This is a genomic window from Pantoea sp. FN0302 (assembly GCF_050113775.1).
Lineage (GTDB): Bacteria > Pseudomonadota > Gammaproteobacteria > Enterobacterales > Enterobacteriaceae > Mixta > Mixta alhagi.
The window spans coordinates 485474-502759 of the sequence record NZ_JBNJSM010000001.1 but is presented as its reverse complement, the minus strand read 5'-3'; the positions used below and the strand labels follow the sequence as shown (position 1 = coordinate 502759).

Annotated in this window: 16 protein-coding genes; 6 read left to right on the top strand and 10 right to left on the bottom strand. The window is 57.1% G+C overall.

The window, feature by feature from the left end:
* Positions 1 to 42: 42 nt before the first annotated feature.
* The 4 genes from galS to ACQE32_RS02290 all read right to left on the bottom strand — a co-directional run bounded on the left by galS (position 43) and on the right by ACQE32_RS02290 (position 4395).
* The gene (gene galS / locus ACQE32_RS02305) at positions 43 to 1083 is read right to left on the bottom strand and encodes an HTH-type transcriptional regulator GalS (protein WP_427021271.1); all 1041 of its coding nucleotides are present in this window, start codon (positions 1081 to 1083) and stop codon (positions 43 to 45) included.
* Between the two features lie 156 nt (positions 1084 to 1239).
* Complete coding sequence (gene yeiB, locus ACQE32_RS02300) at positions 1240 to 2403, bottom strand: DUF418 domain-containing protein YeiB (RefSeq protein WP_427021270.1); 1164 nt, start codon at positions 2401 to 2403, stop codon at positions 1240 to 1242.
* Between the two features lie 39 nt (positions 2404 to 2442).
* The gene (folE, locus tag ACQE32_RS02295; protein WP_085072325.1) at positions 2443 to 3108 is read right to left on the bottom strand and encodes a GTP cyclohydrolase I FolE; all 666 of its coding nucleotides are present in this window, start codon (positions 3106 to 3108) and stop codon (positions 2443 to 2445) included.
* 135 nt (positions 3109 to 3243) lie between these two features.
* Entirely contained in the window at positions 3244 to 4395 is a 1152-nt protein-coding gene (locus tag ACQE32_RS02290) for a YbfB/YjiJ family MFS transporter (protein ID WP_426971973.1), read from the bottom strand.
* Between the two features lie 105 nt (positions 4396 to 4500).
* Here ACQE32_RS02290 and ptrR point away from each other — a divergent pair, with 105 nt between their 5' ends.
* From ptrR to ACQE32_RS02270, 4 genes are all read left to right on the top strand, one after another.
* Positions 4501 to 5421 carry a putrescine utilization regulator PtrR gene (ptrR, locus tag ACQE32_RS02285; protein ID WP_426971972.1) on the top strand — a complete coding sequence of 307 codons (921 nt, stop codon included), beginning with the start codon at positions 4501 to 4503 and terminating at the stop codon, positions 5419 to 5421.
* A complete protein-coding gene (locus ACQE32_RS02280) occupies positions 5408 to 6532 on the top strand; it encodes an S-(hydroxymethyl)glutathione dehydrogenase/class III alcohol dehydrogenase (protein WP_250650374.1) in 1125 nt (374 codons plus the stop codon). Before ptrR ends, ACQE32_RS02280 begins: the two co-directional genes overlap by 14 nt.
* Positions 6533 to 6544: 12 nt before the next feature.
* Complete coding sequence (fghA, locus tag ACQE32_RS02275; protein WP_426971971.1) at positions 6545 to 7387, top strand: S-formylglutathione hydrolase; 843 nt, start codon at positions 6545 to 6547, stop codon at positions 7385 to 7387.
* A 350-nt stretch (positions 7388 to 7737) separates the two neighbouring features.
* Positions 7738 to 8319 (top strand): DUF4142 domain-containing protein, encoded by a 582-nt coding sequence (locus ACQE32_RS02270; protein ID WP_426971970.1) that lies wholly within the window; start codon positions 7738 to 7740, stop codon positions 8317 to 8319.
* A gap of 145 nt (positions 8320 to 8464) precedes the next feature.
* On the opposite strand, the gene ACQE32_RS02265 is transcribed toward ACQE32_RS02270, so the two are convergent.
* The 5 genes from ACQE32_RS02265 to ACQE32_RS02245 all read right to left on the bottom strand — a co-directional run bounded on the left by ACQE32_RS02265 (position 8465) and on the right by ACQE32_RS02245 (position 13422).
* Positions 8465 to 9256 (bottom strand): ABC transporter ATP-binding protein, encoded by a 792-nt coding sequence (locus ACQE32_RS02265; protein WP_426973035.1) that lies wholly within the window; start codon positions 9254 to 9256, stop codon positions 8465 to 8467.
* Positions 9253 to 10335, bottom strand: a complete 1083-nt coding sequence (locus ACQE32_RS02260) for a FecCD family ABC transporter permease (RefSeq protein ID WP_426971969.1) — start codon at positions 10333 to 10335, stop codon at positions 9253 to 9255. The genes ACQE32_RS02265 and ACQE32_RS02260 overlap by 4 nt, the downstream gene beginning before the upstream one ends.
* Before the next feature lie 238 nt (positions 10336 to 10573).
* Positions 10574 to 12040: an amino acid permease gene (locus ACQE32_RS02255; RefSeq protein ID WP_250650379.1), complete on the bottom strand. Its 1467-nt coding sequence runs from the start codon at positions 12038 to 12040 to the stop codon at positions 10574 to 10576.
* 127 nt (positions 12041 to 12167) lie between these two features.
* Positions 12168 to 13034, bottom strand: a complete 867-nt coding sequence (gene yieE / locus ACQE32_RS02250) for a DNA-binding transcriptional regulator YeiE (protein WP_250650380.1) — start codon at positions 13032 to 13034, stop codon at positions 12168 to 12170.
* A gap of 10 nt (positions 13035 to 13044) precedes the next feature.
* The gene (locus ACQE32_RS02245; protein WP_426971968.1) at positions 13045 to 13422 is read right to left on the bottom strand and encodes a YkvA family protein; all 378 of its coding nucleotides are present in this window, start codon (positions 13420 to 13422) and stop codon (positions 13045 to 13047) included.
* A gap of 111 nt (positions 13423 to 13533) precedes the next feature.
* Here ACQE32_RS02245 and ACQE32_RS02240 point away from each other — a divergent pair, with 111 nt between their 5' ends.
* Together ACQE32_RS02240 and nfo are read left to right on the top strand one after the other, a co-directional pair.
* On the top strand, positions 13534 to 14592 hold the full coding sequence (locus tag ACQE32_RS02240) for a YeiH family putative sulfate export transporter (protein WP_426971967.1): 1059 nt from the start codon (positions 13534 to 13536) through the stop codon (positions 14590 to 14592).
* A gap of 55 nt (positions 14593 to 14647) precedes the next feature.
* Positions 14648 to 15514 (top strand): deoxyribonuclease IV, encoded by an 867-nt coding sequence (gene nfo, locus ACQE32_RS02235; RefSeq protein ID WP_426971966.1) that lies wholly within the window; start codon positions 14648 to 14650, stop codon positions 15512 to 15514.
* Between the two features lie 62 nt (positions 15515 to 15576).
* Here the strand turns inward: nfo and fruA are convergent, their stop codons facing one another.
* Complete coding sequence (gene fruA / locus ACQE32_RS02230) at positions 15577 to 17286, bottom strand: PTS fructose transporter subunit IIBC (protein WP_426971965.1); 1710 nt, start codon at positions 17284 to 17286, stop codon at positions 15577 to 15579.

Genomic DNA, 17286 nt, shown 5'->3' with positions numbered 1-17286 from the left:
GTATGTTAATTAACTGTGAATTTACTCACAGATTGAAAACGGTTACATGGCGGAATCGTTTGAAAGAGTGACCGGCCCCACATTTTGCCGGGCGGCCACTGAATGACGCCGCACCAGCGTTGGCATAAAAAAGTGTCGGGCGCTGGTATCCAGTTCGCCGACTGCGCCTTTTAATGCCAGCTCCGTAGCCAGTTTTGCCATAGATACAATGGGATAACGGATAGTGGTCAGCTGCGGATCGGTATAGCGCGACACCGGAATATCATCGAAGCCGATAATAGAGATATGCTGCGGCACCAGAATACCGTTATCTTTTAACGCGGTCAGCGCGCCGGTAGCCATGCTGTCGTTATAGGTAAATAGCGCCGTAAGCCGCACATTGCGCCCCAGCAGCTCAACCATGGCCGCCTCCCCGCCCTGCATGTCCGGCTCGCCGCTGCCGATCCAGACGTCCGGCGGCGTAATGCCCTGCTCGCGCAGCGCCTGCAGCCAGCCCGCCCGACGCTGTTCCTCATCCTCAATCGCATGGCTGGAGCCGAGATAGCCAATACGCGTATGGCCCTGCTGTAGCAGCATACGCGTCGCCATGAGCGCCCCGCTTACGTTATCCAGCCCGACGCAGCGATATTCATAGCCGGGTACGATACGGTTGACCAGCACCATGCCCGGCACCTGATCCATAAAGTTGCCCAGCTCGGCATCGGAAAGAGATTTGGAATGCACCACCAGCGCGTTGCAGCGTTGACGGATTAATACTTCAATGGCGTGGCGCTCTTCCTGTTCCTGATGCCAGGAGTTGCTGATGAGCACATGTTTTTGCACCCGCTGCGCCACGCTATCCACTGCTTTTACCAGCGCACCGAAAAAGGGATCGGAAACATCCATCACCACCACGCCGATGGTATCGCTAACCTGCGTGGCCAGCGCTTGCGCATTCGCATTTGGCCGATAGCCCAGGGTATCCACCGCCTGCTGCACAGCGTCACGGGTTTCAGCTGTTACCGCGCTGCTGTTATTCAGCACGCGCGAGACTGTTGCGACGGAGACGCCCGCCAGACGCGCGACATCACGAATAGTTATCATGATGAGTGACCTGAAATAAGGAAGATATGCTGCATGATGTACCTGCCAACTGGGATTGCTGGCGGCTATTCTGGCAGGCAACCGCGACGGGCTACGTGAAACAGGTCACACTCATGAAAACGGTTACATACAATTTTGTAACAATTGTGACAGGCGTCATTGTCCAGGGCGGGCGCTGTTCAGCGGTTTGCCTGCTGCCAACGCGGTAAGCTTACGCCATAACCACTCCAGCGGTCCCTGACGAAACCGGCGCAGCCACAGCGTGGAAAACAGCAGATTTGCCAGCCAGACCAGCGGCACCAGCATCAACAGCTGCAGCCGGTCGAAGTGCATAAACAGGCCCAGATGGTAGAACAGCGTGGTACAAATCAGGGTTTGCAGCAGATAGTTAGTTAACGCCATCCGGCCTACGCAGCAGATCGGCTGGGTGATTTTCAACCTGGCCAGCTGAGGCCAGAAGCCGAAGCAAAGCGCTGCATAGCCAAGGCTAATCAGCGGCGCGGCCAGGTCGCGCGGCGCCTGCAGGTAAAACGCTGACCAGCGAAACGCCCAGTCCAGCTGCCACTGTAACAGCGTCGCCGGCAGTTGAATCAGCCAGCCGAGGCCTAATAAGATCGCTGCCGTGCGGCGATAGTGACGACGACTAAACGCCCCCTGCAACCAGCCATTGCGCATCAGCGCACCGCCGATCATCATCAGCCCCGCCAGCTGCCAGCCATACTGCGCGCCCAGCGCCAGCAGCATGGATGAGAGATGATCGAGGCGGTTTTGCACCGCATTCCAGCCGCCGTTTAGCTTCCAGAAAGTTTCATACTGTATATCCGCCGCGCCGGGCAGCCAGGAGCGCGCCGGTTCCGGCGAGGAAATCAGGCCAAACAGCAGCAGTACGCCAACGCCGACCAGATAAAGCATCACGCCGGTGTTAAACAACGAGCGCGTGGAAGGAACATCGCGGATCATTCGCCAGGCAATCAGGCCGATAATGCCGTAGGCGAGAAGAATATCCCCTTCCCAGAGGAAAAGAGCGTGAATAAACCCGAAGATCACCAGCCAGCTTAAGCGTGCCTGAAGCCAGCGTTTGCCGCGCGGCAACAGCATTTGCAGGCCCGCGCCGAACAGCAGGGCAAACAGCGTAAGGAATTTACTTTGCGCCAGCAGATCGAGCGCCGCCCAGCTAAGCGCATCGCTCAGAGAGGGCTGACCGTGCCAGGCAGGGTTCAGGTAAGCGGCGGAAGGCAGGCCGAAGCCGCTGATATTCAGCAGCAGGATACCGAGAATGGCGAGACCACGAATAAAATCCAGCGTGATATTTCGTTGCATGCCCGTTCCTGCTGCGCTTCCCTCTGCCGTCAGAGGAGATTAGTTATGACGCACCGCACGTAAAAATTCCTGGCGCGTGTTCTGACTGGACTTGAACAGGCCGCCCAGCGATGTTGTGGTGGTAGCGCTGTTGGCATCGCGAATGCCGCGCGCCTTAACGCAGTAGTGCACCGCGTCAATCGATACCGCTACGTTATTGGTGCCGAGCAGCGTCTGCAACGCAATCAGTACCTGCTGCGTCAAACGTTCCTGGACCTGCGGACGCTGGGCAAAGAACTGAACGATGCGGTTGATTTTTGACAGACCAATCACCTTATCTTTGGGAATATAGGCAACGGTCGCCTGACCATCAATAATCACAAAATGATGCTCACAGGTGCTGGTTAGGGTAATGTCCCGCACGGTCACCATCTCATCCACCTTCATTTTATTTTCAATAAGGGTGATTTTGGGAAAGTTCGCGTAATCCAGACCAGAGAAAATTTCATTAACATACATCTTGGCGATGCGGTGTGGGGTTTCCATCAGGCTGTCATCTTCTAAATCAAGATTGAGCAGCTGCATGATTTCAGTCATATGCCCGGCAATCAGCCGCTTACGCGTTTCGTCATCCATTTCACGTACGGGCGCACGTAACGGGGTTTCCAGTCCACGCGCGACCAGCGCGTCGTGAACCAGAGCAGCTTCATGACTTAACGTCGCCATGTAATGTTTCTCCAGCAGGTGTAACAGCCGATAATCGCCAGCGTGGTCGTTATCGGGGTAATAATCTGAGGGCGTATTCTGAAGCACTCCGCCCGGTTTATCCAGTGAATACACGTAATCACCACTGAAATTGCTTCATGCAGCGCGTCGCCACACCAGAGCGCCAGCCACCAGCAGCGCCGCGCCAGCAACATATAACGCGGGGTCGAGGCGATGCAGAAACAGGCTGGAAAGCGAGGAGAGCATCGGCCCGGTCAGTTGGCCAATGGCGTAGCCGGTGGTCAGCAATCCTGCCAGATAGCGCGCATGCTGCGGAGCCAGCTCACGACCATACTGCAGCGTAAGCTGCACCACGCAAAGGAAACCGCCGCCCGTCAGCAGCGCGCCCAGCAGCAAACCGCCGATGCCCGGCATCAGTCCGCCGATAAACACTCCCAGCGCCTGCGCCCATAGCGCTATCGCCAGTCGGGTATGAGAGCCAGCCAATTGTCGGGTCACAATGCCAGGCACAATACCTGCCACTGCCGCCCCGCCAAAAATCGGCCAGACAAACTGGGCGAACAGACTGTGTGGGAAGCGAGTAACTGCCAGCTGGGAGAGAAAGGTGGCAGGCAGGATATAGCCGAAGCCTGCCAGGCTGTAGCTCCAGACCAGCCGCTTAAGGTTGCCGTTCAGTACCAGCGGCGCGGGGGCCGTTTCTGGCTGGTGCAGCTCGCCCCGGCGCGGCAGGTTGATCGCAATCGGCGCAACCAGCAGCAGCGCCAGCGTGCCGTAGGCCAGCCATGCGCCAGCCGCCGAGAGATGGTAGTGATTCAACAGCACTGCCAGCATGCCGCTAAGGAAAATACCGATACCCGGCCCGGCAAAAACCATCGCCAGCAGCGCCGGTCTGCCCTGCTTTTGCAACTGCTCGCCGCACCATGCCGCTACCAGCACCATCGCCCAGCCGCTGGCCCAGCCGATAAGAAAGCGCAGCGCGCCATGTAGCCAGGGATCGTTCAGCCATGCCGAAAGCAGCGTCAGCACCACCGCGCCCCAGACGCCCGCCTGCAGCCGCCACTCCACGCGCTGACGGGCGCGCATCGCATCAAAGGAGCCACAGAGATAGCCCAGATAGTTAAGCGCCGCCACCAGACTGGCGCTGGTTAACGTTAGCTGATGCCCGGCAATCATCAGCGGCACCTGCGGCGTAAAAGCAAAACGCCCGATGCCCATCGCCACCACCAAGGACAGCAGCGCACTGAGCGCAATGCGCCCTGCCCCTGTCTGAGCGCCCCGATTCTGCATAAGCCATATCATCTTTTGTAATCAACGGTTGCGCCCATGATGCGCGACGTTTAAACTCACGAAAAGTGAATATTTATAACCAAGTTGATTACGGTAAGAGAACAGATGGATTTAGTCCAGTTACGTATGTTCTGCCTGGTTGCAGAAACCGGTTCGGTGGCGCGCGCCGCTGAACAGCTGCATCGTGTGCCCTCTAACCTGACCACGCGCCTGCGTCAGCTTGAGCAGGAGATCGGCGTTGACCTGTTTATTCGTGAAAAACAACGCCTGCGTTTGTCGCCGATGGGCCATAATTTCCTGAGCTACGCCCAAAAAATTTTGACGCTGAGCGAAGAGGCGCTGAGCATGGCGCGCAACGGCGAGCCGGGGGGCAATTTCGCCCTTGGTTCAATGGAGAGCACTGCCGCCACGCGCCTGCCGAACCTGCTGGCGGCTTATCATCAGCGTTATCCGGCGGTGGCGCTTTCGCTGATCACCGGCACTTCTGGCGAGATTATCGATCGCGTGCGCGAAGGAACCCTTGCGGCAGCGCTGGTTGACGGGCCGGTGAATTATGAAGAGCTGAACGGCTGCATTGCCTTTCGTGAACAGATGATACTGATTTCCAGCGCTGGCCATGAGCCGATCCGCAGCGCGGTGGACGCCAGCAGCGATACGGTTTTCGCCTTTCGCAGCAGTTGTTCCTATCGCCTGCGGCTGGAAGAGTGGTTTCGCGAAGATGGCGTGCAACCGCATAATGTTATGGAGATCCAGTCCTATCACGCCATGATGGCCTGCGTTGCCAGCGGTGCTGGCGTGGCGCTGATCCCGCAGTCGGTGCTGGCGCAGATGCCTGCCCGCGAGCGGGTTCAGGCGCATGTGCTGCCGCCTAAGTTTTCTGATACCGCCACCTGGCTAATCTGGCGGCGTGATGCGTTTACCCCGAATGTGGAAGCGCTGAAATATCTGATTATTGAACAGTTTGACGACAAACCCGTTAACGATGAACTGATGCATCCTTTGGAGCTGATAAATGGAAATGATTAAAACCCGTGCCGCCGTTGCCTGGGCCGCAGGCGAACCGCTGAAAATTGAAGAAGTGGATTTGATGCCGCCGCAGAAAGGTGAAGTCCTGGTGCGTATTGTCGCCACCGGCGTTTGTCATACCGATGCTTACACACTGTCGGGCAAGGATCCTGAAGGCGTATTCCCGGCAATCCTCGGCCACGAAGGCGGCGGTATTGTGGAAGCGGTAGGCGAAGGCGTCACCAGCGTTGAAGTCGGCGATCATGTGATCCCGCTCTACACGCCGGAATGTGGCAAATGTAAGTTCTGCCTGTCCGGCAAAACTAACCTCTGCCAGGCGATTCGTACCACTCAGGGTAAAGGCCTGATGCCGGACGGCACCACCCGTTTCTTTAAAGACGGCAAGCCGATTTTCCACTACATGGGCACCTCAACCTTCTCTGAATACACCGTCGTGCCGGAAATCTCGCTGGCTAAAATCAGCAAAGAAGCGCCGCTGGAAGAAGTCTGTCTGCTGGGCTGCGGCGTCACTACCGGTATGGGTGCGGTAATGAACACCGCTAAAGTCAAAGAAGGCGACACTGTTGCTATTTTCGGTCTGGGCGGCATTGGCCTGTCGGCGATCATTGGTGCGAAGATGGCGAAAGCGGGCCGTATTATCGGCATCGACATCAATACCAGCAAATTCGATCTGGCACGCAAGCTGGGTGCCACCGATCTGGTTAACCCGAAAGATTACGATAAGCCGATTCAGGAAGTGATCGTTGAGATGACTGACGGCGGCGTAGATTACTCGTTCGAATGTATCGGTAACGTTAACGTAATGCGTTCAGCGCTGGAGTGCTGCCATAAAGGCTGGGGTGAGTCGGTAATTATCGGCGTTGCGGGCGCGGGCGAAGAGATCTCTACCCGTCCTTTCCAGCTGGTGACCGGACGCGTCTGGCGCGGCTCCGCCTTTGGCGGCGTAAAAGGTCGTTCGCAGCTGCCGGGTATCGTGCAGGATTACCTTGACGGTAAATTCCAGCTAAACGATTTTATTACCCACACCATGCCGCTGGAGGAGATCAATGAAGCGTTCGAGCTGATGCATGAAGGCAAATCGATCCGCTCCGTGGTGCATTTCAGTAAATAAACGGGAGCCATCATGCCAACGACGCTGGAATTACTGGAAGAACATCGCCTGTTTGGCGGCTGGCAGCAGCGCTGGCGGCACCACTCGTCGGTGCTGGGCTGCAACATGACCTTCGGCATTTTTTTGCCAGGTCCGCAGGGCGATGCGCCGCCACCGGTGGTCTGGTGCCTGGCGGGCCTGACCTGCACTGATGAAAACTTTTCCGTGAAGTCAGGCGCGCAGCGTGTGGCGGCGGAGCTGGGCCTGGTACTGGTGATGCCCGATACCAGCCCACGTGGTGATGAGGTGCCGAACGATGCAGCTTACGACCTGGGACAGGGCGCGGGTTTCTATCTGAATGCAACGCAGGAACCCTGGCGGCAGAATTTTCATATGTACGATTACGTTAACGAGGAGCTGCCGGCGTTGATTGCCGCAAGCTTTAAGGTAAGCGATCGTCAGGCGGTGATGGGGCATTCGATGGGCGGTCACGGCGCGCTGATGCTGGCGCTACGTAATCCGCAAAAATTTGCCTCAGCTTCTGCGTTCGCCCCGATCGTTAATCCCTGCTCGGTGCCTTGGGGTCAGAAAGCCTTTAACGCCTACTTAGGTGAAGATCGTGAGCAGTGGCGGCAATATGACAGCTGCTGGCTAATGCAGCAGGCGCAGCAGCAGCTGCCGTTGCTGATCGATCAGGGCGACAGCGATCAGTTCCTGGCCGATCAGCTACAGCCAGAGCAGCTGGAGGCGATCGCGCAGCAGAAAGGCTGGCCGCTGACGCTGCGTATTCAGCCGGGTTACGATCACAGCTATTTCTTTATTTCCTCGTTTGTTGAGGATCACCTGCGCTTTCATGCGCAGCATCTGTTGGCATAAAACCAGGGGCGGCGCAGGCCGCCCTTATTCCTGCAGAACCTACAGTACATCCCCAGACAGTAGCGGCGTCCATCTTGGGTATAACCCTTATCATCGCGGCTGAATCATACCGTGTTCAATAGTCTGTCTCTGAGCACAGAGAAACAGGTGCATTGCATATCGGCCACTCTCAGGCGCGCGGCGCTCCGGCACATATGCCACGCCTAATCTTCCGTGAAGGTCCATAACTCAATCTGCTGCCTTAAATCGTTAATCCACTATACTGACTATTGCAGTTGTAATTTACATACGAGGCTACGCACGGTTAATGGCCTGACACCAACCTTACCCATGACCACCCGGAGAGCAAAATGCTAAAGAGTAAAACCTTGAAAGGGCTGCTGGCCGTATCGGCAGTAGCAGTTATGTTCAGCACGGTCGGCGTGCAAGCTCAGACGCCAACGAGCGCCGTGCAGAATGACGCCGCAGGCCAGACCGGCTCGCGTGCCGGGCTCAGCTCCGGCGACGAAAAAGCGTTGAAGGACATGGCGCAGGCCAATATCAATGAAATCGCCGCCGCCAAGATCGCGCTGAGCAAGGCTCAGGGCAGTGAAGTCAAAGAATTTGCTCAGCAGATGGTCGACGACCACGGCGGTGCCTTGACCAAAGTACAGGCGGTCGCCCAACAAAAGGGCGTGACACTGCCAACTGAGCCGGACGCCAGCCACAAGGCCATAGCCGCCATGCTGGAAAAGCAGAGCGGCGACGCATTTGACAAGATGTATATGGAAAACGCCGGCATCAAAGACCACAAGATGGTGCTGTCGACGCTGCAGAGTGACGCCATGAAGATCAAGGATCCGGATGTGAAGGCCCTGGCCGACGCGCACACGCCGGTTGTCGAGCAGCACCTAAAATCTGCCCAGCAGATCGGTATGCCAGCAGGTAAGTAAACAGGTTGTTCGTGGGCGCATGGTCCTGCGCTCCGGGCGCGACCACAGTCAACAGGACGTTATTAACTGTTCCCTTGCCTATTCGCTGAACCCAGCCCTTATTTATTCGCCGTTGTGTTAGCGCTTTAAATAAGGGCTGGATGGCTTACAGGCCGGGTTCCGCTACCAGTCCGTCAATAAGTACCTGCGGCGAACCCTGTGAGCAGCGCTCAATGCGGCCACGCACGCCATATACTTTGGCCAGGCTTTCCGCAGTAATGACCGTTTCCGGTTCACCATCAGCAATTAACCTGCCCTGCTGCAGCATCAATACATGCTCTGCATGGCGCAGCGCAATATTAATGTCGTGAACCACAACCAGGGTAACAATATTTCGCAGCCGGGTTTCCCGCCGCACTAAATCCATTACGTGAAACTGATAATTTAAATCGAGCGCGCTTAGCGGTTCGTCCAGCAATAACAGCTGCGGACGTCGAATTAATGATTGCGCTAATCCCACCAGCTGTTTTTGCCCGCCGGAAAGCTGATCAAGATAGCTTAATGCCAGATGCGCAATACCCAACTGTTCCAGCAACGCCATGACTTCCGCTTCGCTGGCTGCGCTGGCGCCGTAACCTCCGGAGGCGCGCTGAGCAACAATAATGGATTCCAGCACATGTAAATGCACGCCCGCCGGCAGCGACTGCGGCAGATAAACCACTTTTTCCGCACGGCGCGCAAACGGCAGCGCCATTAACTCTTCACCGTTAAGCCAGAGTTCGCCCTGGGCCTGATTCAGGCCAGCCAGGGAACGCAGCAACGTTGATTTACCGCAGCCGTTTGGCCCCAGCAGCACGGTGATTTTGCCGCGCGGCAGTCGGGGAACGTTGAGGTTTTCAATGACTTTACGTTTCGGATAGCCAGTGTGAAACGCACGGATCTGTAAGCCTTCCATCAGACATTCCCCCGATGACGCAGAATAATGGTCAGGAAAAACGGCACGCCGACCAGCGACGTAACGATGCCGACCGGAATAATGATGCCCGGGATCAGGTTTTTGGAAGCCACAGAGGCCATCGACAGCACCAGCGCGCCGGTCAGCGCGCTGGCAGGCAGATAGAAGCGGTGATCTTCACCGAATATCAGCCGGGAGATATGCGGCGCAACCAGGCCAATAAAGCCGATCGGTCCGACAAAAGCCACCGCCAGCGCCGAAAGGATACTGATACGCAGCAGCGTGCCGAGACGCAGACGACGCACGTCGATGCCAAAGCTGATAGCGCGATCTTCACCAAGGCGCAGCGCGGTCAGCTTCCATGAACTCATCAGGGAGAACGGCAGCAGCAGCAGCACCGCCGCGCTTAAAATACCCAGCTTTTCCCAGGAGGCGCGCGCCAGGCTGCCCATGGTCCAGAACACCAGCCCCTGCAACGTATCTTCGCTGGCTATAAACTGCAGCATGGAGACCAGAGCATTAAAGGTAAACACCAGCGCAATACCAAACAGCACCACGCCGGAGGTGGCAACCCGCGTCCAGCGCGTGACGCCATCCAGCATCAGCGCAGCAAACAGCGCAAAGACAAAAGCGTTGCCGGAGATAAACCACTGATCGGGAATACCGGGAATGCCGATGCCGAGAATAATGGCCAGCGCGGCACCGAACGCCGCTGCGGATGAAACGCCCAGCGTAAACGGGCTGGCCAGCGGATTATTCAGGATGGTTTGCATTTCCGCACCGGCCAGGCCAAGCGCCAGGCCCACCACCACTGCCATCAGTGCATAGGGCAGACGGATTTCCCACACGATGACTCGTGTTCCGGCATCTACGCTCTCCGGCTGCAGCAAAGTATGCCAGAGTGTCTCCAGCGTCAGGCCGGAAGGGCCAAGGGTAAAATCGACGATTAGCGAGGCCAGAATAGCCAGCAGCAACAGGCCCATCATCATCAGGCGGTGCCGTAACAGCTGGCGGTAGCGTCCCATCACCTGCTCAGGCGGTTTAGCGCTGGCATAGTGGGCGGATTCGGGTGTCACACTCATGTTAAATCCTGTCAATGTCCGTTATTTCCGGCGCGGGCGGGCTGTGTCCCTTGCGTTAGTGGAGCCGCAATAAAGTTTGCGCGCCGCCCTGCTCCGCCGCTGGCCGCAGGCCCAACGGTAAGGGCTGGAACAATAAAACAAACGATAATGGTTATCAATGCAATTTGTGGCATCGTACCAGATAACAAAAAGGCGCAACTTTCGTCGCGCCTTTATTTTATTTGCCCGGCATTAACCGTTATTCACCGAAGCGTGGAAATTCCATATCGCGATAGCGTACGAAACGGCTGCGGCGTACCAGCTTGTAGCCAAACCAGATGATCAGGAACAGCGGAATGCCGATATAGGTAGCAGCCACGCCGTACCAGTCAATGGTGTCCGCCAGGAAAGCCTGATAGTTCTGACCGAGTGTAATAATCAAACAGAGCACAAAGGCGAAAATCGGCCCCAGCGGGAAGAAACCGGACAGGTAAGGCAGGTCTTCCAGCTTATGTCCCTGCGCCACGTAGCCGCGACGGAAGCGATAGTGGCTGATGGCAATGCCCAGCCAGGCGATAAAGCCAGTCATCCCGGAAGTATTCAGCAGCCACAGGTAAACCTGCTGGTTACCAAATTTTGAGGTCAGGAAGCAGAGCGCCGCTACCACGGTGGTGGCATAGAGCGCGTTACGCGGCACGCCGTTTTTCGACAGCTTAGCGAAAATACGCGGCGCTTTGCCTTCGCTGGCAAGGGTAAACAGCATGCGCGTCGAGGCGTACATCCCGGAGTTGCCCGCCGACAGCACCGCCGTCAGGATCACCGCGTTCATAACCGCCGCCGCCGACAGCAGACCGGCATGCTGGAACACCAGCGTAAACGGACTAACGCTGATATCTTTTACATCGTTACGCAGCAGGCTGGGATCGGTGTAAGGAATAATCAGGCTGATAATCAGAATGGCGAAGATATAAAACAGCAGGATACGCCAGAACACCTGACGTACCGCGCGCGGAATATTTTTTGCCGGATCTTCCGACTCGCCCGCCGCGATACCAATCAGTTCAGTCCCCTGGAAAGAGAAGCCGACAATCATCGCCACGCCAATCATTGCCGAAAAACCGCCAGCGAAAGGTGCTTCGCCAATCTGCCAGTTTTGCCAGCCAGCGCTCTCTCCGCCGCGCAGAATACCAATCATCATCAGCACGCCGATAATGATAAAGATAATCACGGTGGTGACTTTGATCAGTGAGAACCAGTATTCCGCCTCGCCAAAGCCTTTTACCGAAATATAGTTCAGCAGGAACATCAGGCCGAGGAACAGTGCGCTCCAGATCCAGCCCGGCGTATCCGGGAACCAGTAACTCATCACCAGCTGTGATGCCACCAGGTCAACGGCGATGGTAACCGCCCAGTTGTACCAGTAGTTCCAGCCAAGCGCGAAGCCAAACCCTTCTTCGACATATTTGGCACCATAGGTGGAGAAAGAGCCGGAAACCGGCATAAACGCCGCCAGTTCGCCGAGACTGGTCATCAAAAAGTAAACCATCAGCCCGATAAGCGCATAGGAGAGCAGCGCACCGCCAGGCCCCGCCTGCGAGATCGTCGCGCCAGAGGCGACAAACAGCCCGGTGCCGATAGATCCGCCGATAGCGATCATTGTCAGATGGCGCGCTTTTAGCGCACGCTGCAACCCAGGTGGTTGTGTTGTTTTTTTATCCTGAACCATATTTAAACGCTGTAAATGGGGTGAAAAGAGGCGCGATTGTAGCAACTCATCGGGTCAAGTATAGTGATAACCCTGCGTTATAAGTTACCTTCATGATCCGCGTTGGATTATTAGCCGTGCCCGTTGCTTACTCCCGGCAATAGCTCAGAAAGCGGCTCAGCGCCTTGGAGATATGCTTCTGCCGATGATGGATACGATAAAGTGTACGCGACAACGTTGGCAACGGCACCTTGATTTCCACCAGCGAGCCCGTTTCCAGCTGTTCGGCAATCACCCGCCGCGATAGGCAGCTAATGCCCATCCCGTGCCGTACCGCATGCTTGATCGCCTCAGAATTGCCCAGCTCCAGCGCCAGCTGAAAATGCGGCAGGTGCGAGAGCAGCAGATAATCCACGATTTCACGCGTGCCCGAGCCGTGCTCACGCAGGATCCAGGGCGCAGCGGCCAGGCTCTCCAGCGTGACCGGCTGCTGGCGCAACGGCGTATCAGGCGCGGCAAACACCACCAGCTCATCCTGCAGCCAGGGTTCGCTGATGATGTCGCTGAGGTGGCAGGGCCCTTCTATCAGCCCAAGATCCACGCGAAAATCGGCCACCGCATTGATCACATCCTGACTGTTGCCCACGCTCAGCTCCAGCGGCAGCTGCGGATAGTCGCGTCGCCAGGCGGCAAGCATTCCCGGCAACAGGTAGTTGCCAATGGTGCTGCTGGCGTACAGCCTAATCGCGCCGTTGTCTTCGCGAAACAGCTGTTCAATATCGGTCGCCTGCTCCAGCAGCCCTACCGCGCGTGGATAGAGCAGACGGCCATGTTCGTTTACCACCAGCCGCTTGCCCACGCGATCGAATAGCTGCACGCCCAGCTGCCCCTCCAGGTCGGCCAGCGCCGCGCTGACCGCCGACTGCGAAAGCGCCAGTTGCTGTGAAGCCTGGGTAGTAGAACCGCTTTTCAGCACCTCGGTAAAGACTTCTATTTGACGCAGCGTAATATGCATCGATTGTCCTTTACGTCACAAAATGCCTGACGCCCCACATCAGCAGCGCCAGCCAAAACAGCAGCAAAATAATAAGGCTGCTGCTCATCATTTTTTTACCCTGCCGCTGGCGTAGCTCAGCGTTGGCCTCGCTGCGGGCGCGTACCTGCGTTGGCATCAGGCGCAACAGCAGCATCACACCCGACGGTACGATAACCGCATCATCCAGCCATCCCACAATGGGCATTACATCAGGGATCAGGTCGATGGGGCTAACCGCATAAACCGCCAGCCCCCCGGTAAAAAGCTTTAACCACAGAGGCGCATGAGGGTCGCGACAGGCGAACCATAGCGTAAGCGCATCTTTTTTAATAAGCCGCACCCAGCGACGTAGACGATTAAACAGCACTTTCACCTCCGCCTATATTACTTATTCCGATTGATAATAAATATATAATCAATTTCACTTTTAAGCCAGGCGCGGCGCACACTTGCCTTACAGGAAAAAAGGAATCTGCATATGGCTGAGTTAACCCTGACAAAACCGCACTATCGTCCAGCACGTTTTTTACCTGGGCTGCTGCTGACCGGCCTGATGGCTGCCGCTGCGCTGACGCTGGGCAATCAGCCTTCCTTTGCCGCGCTGGGTCTGAGCGGGCTGACGCTGGCGATCGTTATGGGCATGCTGTTGGGCAATACCCTTTATCCGCATCTTCACGCTGTGTGCGATAGCGGCGTGCTGCTGGCGAAACAGCGTCTGCTACGGCTGGGGATTATCCTGTACGGTTTTCGTCTTACCTTCCAGCAGATTGCAGGCGTCGGCATCAGCGGCATCGTTATTGATGCGCTGACGCTAAGCTCAACCTTTCTGCTGGCCTGCTGGCTTGGCCGTCGCTGGCTGGGGCTGGATCGCGAGAGCTGCTGGCTGATCGGCGCAGGCAGCAGCATCTGCGGTGCTGCTGCCGTGCTGGCAACCGAACCGGTGGTCAAAGCGCAGGCGGCAAAGGTGGCGGTGGCGATCGCTACCGTAGTGCTGTTCGGCACGCTGGCAATTTTTATCTGGCCGCTGCTCTGGCCGCTGGCGCAGCAGCTGTTTCCTGCGCTGACCATGACGCAGTTCGGCATTTATACCGGTTCGACGGTGCATGAGGTGGCGCAGGTGGTTGCGGCGGGCCACGCGATCGGCCCGGAGGCGGAAAACGCAGCGGTCATCGCCAAAATGCTGCGAGTCATGATGCTGGCACCGTTTCTGCTGCTGCTCTCCGCCTGGATCCAGCGCCAGAGCCCGCACTCTTCGACGCAGCGAAGCGCCGTGCCGTTTCCCTGGTTTGCCCTGATGTTTATTGCGGTGACGCTGTTTAACTCCTTCCATCTGCTGCCTGCTGGCTGGATTACGTTTATTAACCAGCTCGATACGCTGCTGCTGGCGATGGCGATGGCTGCCCTGGGGCTGACGACGCGCCTGAGCGCGATTAAACAGGCAGGCATGCGCCCGCTGCTGTTGGGCCTGATGCTGTTTATCTGGCTACTGCTGGGCGGCGGTGCCATTAACCTGCTGGTTCACCATTTCATGCCATAGGCGCATCAGTTATCATGGCCTGCCTGCTCAGGCAGGCCATTAACAGGAGAACAGCATGAAATTTATTGGCGCGCATGTCAGTGCGGCGGGCGGTGTGGAACAGGCGGTGTTACGCGCTCATGAACTGGAGGCAACCGCTTTTGCGCTGTTTACCAAAAACCAGCGGCAGTGGCGGGCAGCGCCGTTATCCACTGCGACCATCGACGCCTTTCGCAGCGCCTGCGAAAAGTACGGCTATAGCAGCGGTCAAATCCTGCCGCATGACAGCTTTTTAATTAATCTCGGTCATCCGCAGGAAGAGCCGCTGGAGAAATCCCGCCACGCCTTTATCGATGAGCTGCAACGTTGCGAACAGCTGGGGCTGTCCCTGCTTAACTTCCATCCCGGCAGCCACCTCAGCCAGATTGACGAAGATGCGTGTCTGCAGCGTATTGCTGAGTCGGTGAATATTGCGCTGGATAAAACCACCGGCGTTACCGCAGTGATTGAAAACACGGCAGGCCAGGGCAGTAATCTGGGCTATCGCTTTGAACATCTGGCGGCGATTATCGATCGGGTAGAAGATAAGTCGCGCGTTGGTGTCTGTATTGATACCTGTCATGCGTTTGCTGGCGGCTACGACCTGCGCACCGAAGCGGACTGCGAGGCGACTTTCGCCGAGTTTGAACGCATTGTGGGCTTTCAGTATCTGCGCGGTATGCATCTGAACGATGCGAAAAGCGCCTATGCCAGCCGCGTCGATCGGCATCACAGCCTGGGTGAAGGCAATATTGGCAAAACCGTGTTTAGCTGGCTGATGAAAGATAGCCGCTTTGACCATATTCCGCTGATCCTGGAAACCATTAATCCCGATATCTGGAAAGATGAGATCGCCTGGCTGAAGTCGCAGCAGCTTGCTTCTGAAGGCACTCCCACACTTTGAATGCAGGCGCTATAAAAAAAGCCAGCCCGAAGGCTGGCTTTTTAACAACGTGAACCGGTTAATCAGGCTTTTACCAGCTCAGCTTCAGGGCGCTTCAGCACCGCATAAGAGACGCCAGCCAGCAACGTACCTACCGCAATCGCCAGCAGATAACCCAGCACCGGGGTGATCGCGCCCGGGATCAACAGCACAAACAGACCGCCGTGCGGCGCCATCAGTTTTGCGCCTACCATCATGGAGATGGCACCCGTCACCGCGCCGCCAATGATACAGCACGGCAGAACGCGCATTGGATCGCGAGCGGCAAACGGAATAGCCCCTTCGGAAATAAAGCACAGCCCCAGCACCAGCGCCGCTTTACCGCCCTCCTGCTGACCCTTGTTGAATTTCCGGCGCGCCAGCAGCGTCGCAACGCCCATCGCCAGCGGTGGCACCATACCGGCAGCCATAATTGCCGCCATCGGCGCATAGGTTTGCGAACTCAGCAATCCCACACCAAAGGCATAGGCGACTTTGTTAATCGGCCCGCCCATATCAGCACACATCATACCGCCAAGGATTGCGCCCAGCAGCACCGCATTCGCTGTGCCCATATTGCCCAGCCAGTGCGTCAGACCTTCCATGATTTTCGCGACCGGCGTACCCACCACGTAAATCATCAGCAGGCCGGTAATCAGGCTTGCTACCAGCGGAATAATCAAAATCGGTTTCAGCGCTTCCATACTCTGCGGCAGCTTTACTTTGCTGCTCAGGAATTTGGCGGCATAACCCGCAATAAAACCGGCAATAATCCCGCCAAGGAAACCGGCGTTAATTGAACTGGCCAGCATCCCGCCAATCAAACCCGGCGTCAGGCCCGGACGGTCAGCGATAGAGAAAGCGATGAAGCCTGCCAGCACCGGTACCATCAGCGCAAAAGCGGTGCCGCCGCCAATCTGCATCAGCGCCGCCGCCAGCGTGCCCTGCTCTTTAAACGCGGTAATACCAAAAGCAAAGGAAAGCGCAATTGACAGACCGCCCGCCACGACCATCGGCAGCATATAGGAAACGCCGGTCAACAGGTGACGATAGGCCCCGGCGCGCTCTTTCTGCTCGCCGTCGCTGGACGCGCCCGACTGATTGCCTTTCGGCTGATAAGGCCGCGCTTCAGCCAGCGCCTTGTCAAACTCCTGCGCGGTTTTCTTCAGCGCCAGGCCGGTAGAGGTGCGGTACATCGGCTTACCGGCAAATTTCGCCAGATCCACTTCGATATCTGCCGCCACGATCACCAGATCGGCATCGGCGATTTCCTGCGGGGTAATTGGGTTACCCGCCCCAACCGAACCGCGTGTTTCCACTTTTACCCACCAGCCGCGTTTTTTCGCTTCGGTTTCAATCGCTTCGGCAGCCATAAAGGTATGCGCTACGCCGGTTGGACAGGCGGTGATCGCCACAATGCGTTTTGCGCCTGTCGCAGCGGCGTCGGCGGTTGCCGCCGGAGCCGCAATCGGTTCCACAGCCGGAGCCTGCCAGGGTTTTGCTTCTGCTTTGGCGCGCGCAAGGAAAGCCTGCGGATCGCGTACCGCCTGCGCCGCCTCGCCCAGCCATACCGCTTTGCCGTTCAGCGCACTGTCAGCAGGCATCTTGCTGCCCAGCGCAATCACCAGTTCAGCATCAGCAGGATTTTCCACCAGCGTCAGGCCAGCATTGCCCGCCGCCGCCGTGATAAGTTGTTTTGCCATATAACCGGAGGCCAGCCCCAGCGAAGGATCTGTAATCAGCAGCGTTTTCAT

Excerpts from the sequence above, each read along its gene's own strand:
- ACQE32_RS02280 (WP_250650374.1), top strand. The coding sequence starts at position 5,408 with ATGGAAATGATTAAAACCCGTGCCGCCGTTGCCTGGGCCGCAGGCGAA.
- ACQE32_RS02290 (WP_426971973.1), bottom strand. The coding sequence starts at position 4,395 with ATGCAGAATCGGGGCGCTCAGACAGGGGCAGGGCGCATTGCGCTCAGT.
- folE (WP_085072325.1), bottom strand. The coding sequence starts at position 3,108 with ATGGCGACGTTAAGTCATGAAGCTGCTCTGGTTCACGACGCGCTGGTC.
- ACQE32_RS02270 (WP_426971970.1), top strand. The coding sequence starts at position 7,738 with ATGCTAAAGAGTAAAACCTTGAAAGGGCTGCTGGCCGTATCGGCAGTA.
- fruA (WP_426971965.1), bottom strand. The coding sequence starts at position 17,286 with ATGAAAACGCTGCTGATTACAGATCCTTCGCTGGGGCTGGCCTCCGGT.
- ACQE32_RS02240 (WP_426971967.1), top strand. The coding sequence starts at position 13,534 with ATGGCTGAGTTAACCCTGACAAAACCGCACTATCGTCCAGCACGTTTT.
- ptrR (WP_426971972.1), top strand. The coding sequence starts at position 4,501 with ATGGATTTAGTCCAGTTACGTATGTTCTGCCTGGTTGCAGAAACCGGT.
- fghA (WP_426971971.1), top strand. The coding sequence starts at position 6,545 with ATGCCAACGACGCTGGAATTACTGGAAGAACATCGCCTGTTTGGCGGC.
- ACQE32_RS02255 (WP_250650379.1), bottom strand. The coding sequence starts at position 12,040 with ATGGTTCAGGATAAAAAAACAACACAACCACCTGGGTTGCAGCGTGCG.
- ACQE32_RS02260 (WP_426971969.1), bottom strand. The coding sequence starts at position 10,335 with ATGAGTGTGACACCCGAATCCGCCCACTATGCCAGCGCTAAACCGCCT.
- galS (WP_427021271.1), bottom strand. The coding sequence starts at position 1,083 with ATGATAACTATTCGTGATGTCGCGCGTCTGGCGGGCGTCTCCGTCGCA.
- yieE (WP_250650380.1), bottom strand. The coding sequence starts at position 13,034 with ATGCATATTACGCTGCGTCAAATAGAAGTCTTTACCGAGGTGCTGAAA.
- nfo (WP_426971966.1), top strand. The coding sequence starts at position 14,648 with ATGAAATTTATTGGCGCGCATGTCAGTGCGGCGGGCGGTGTGGAACAG.
- yeiB (WP_427021270.1), bottom strand. The coding sequence starts at position 2,403 with ATGCAACGAAATATCACGCTGGATTTTATTCGTGGTCTCGCCATTCTC.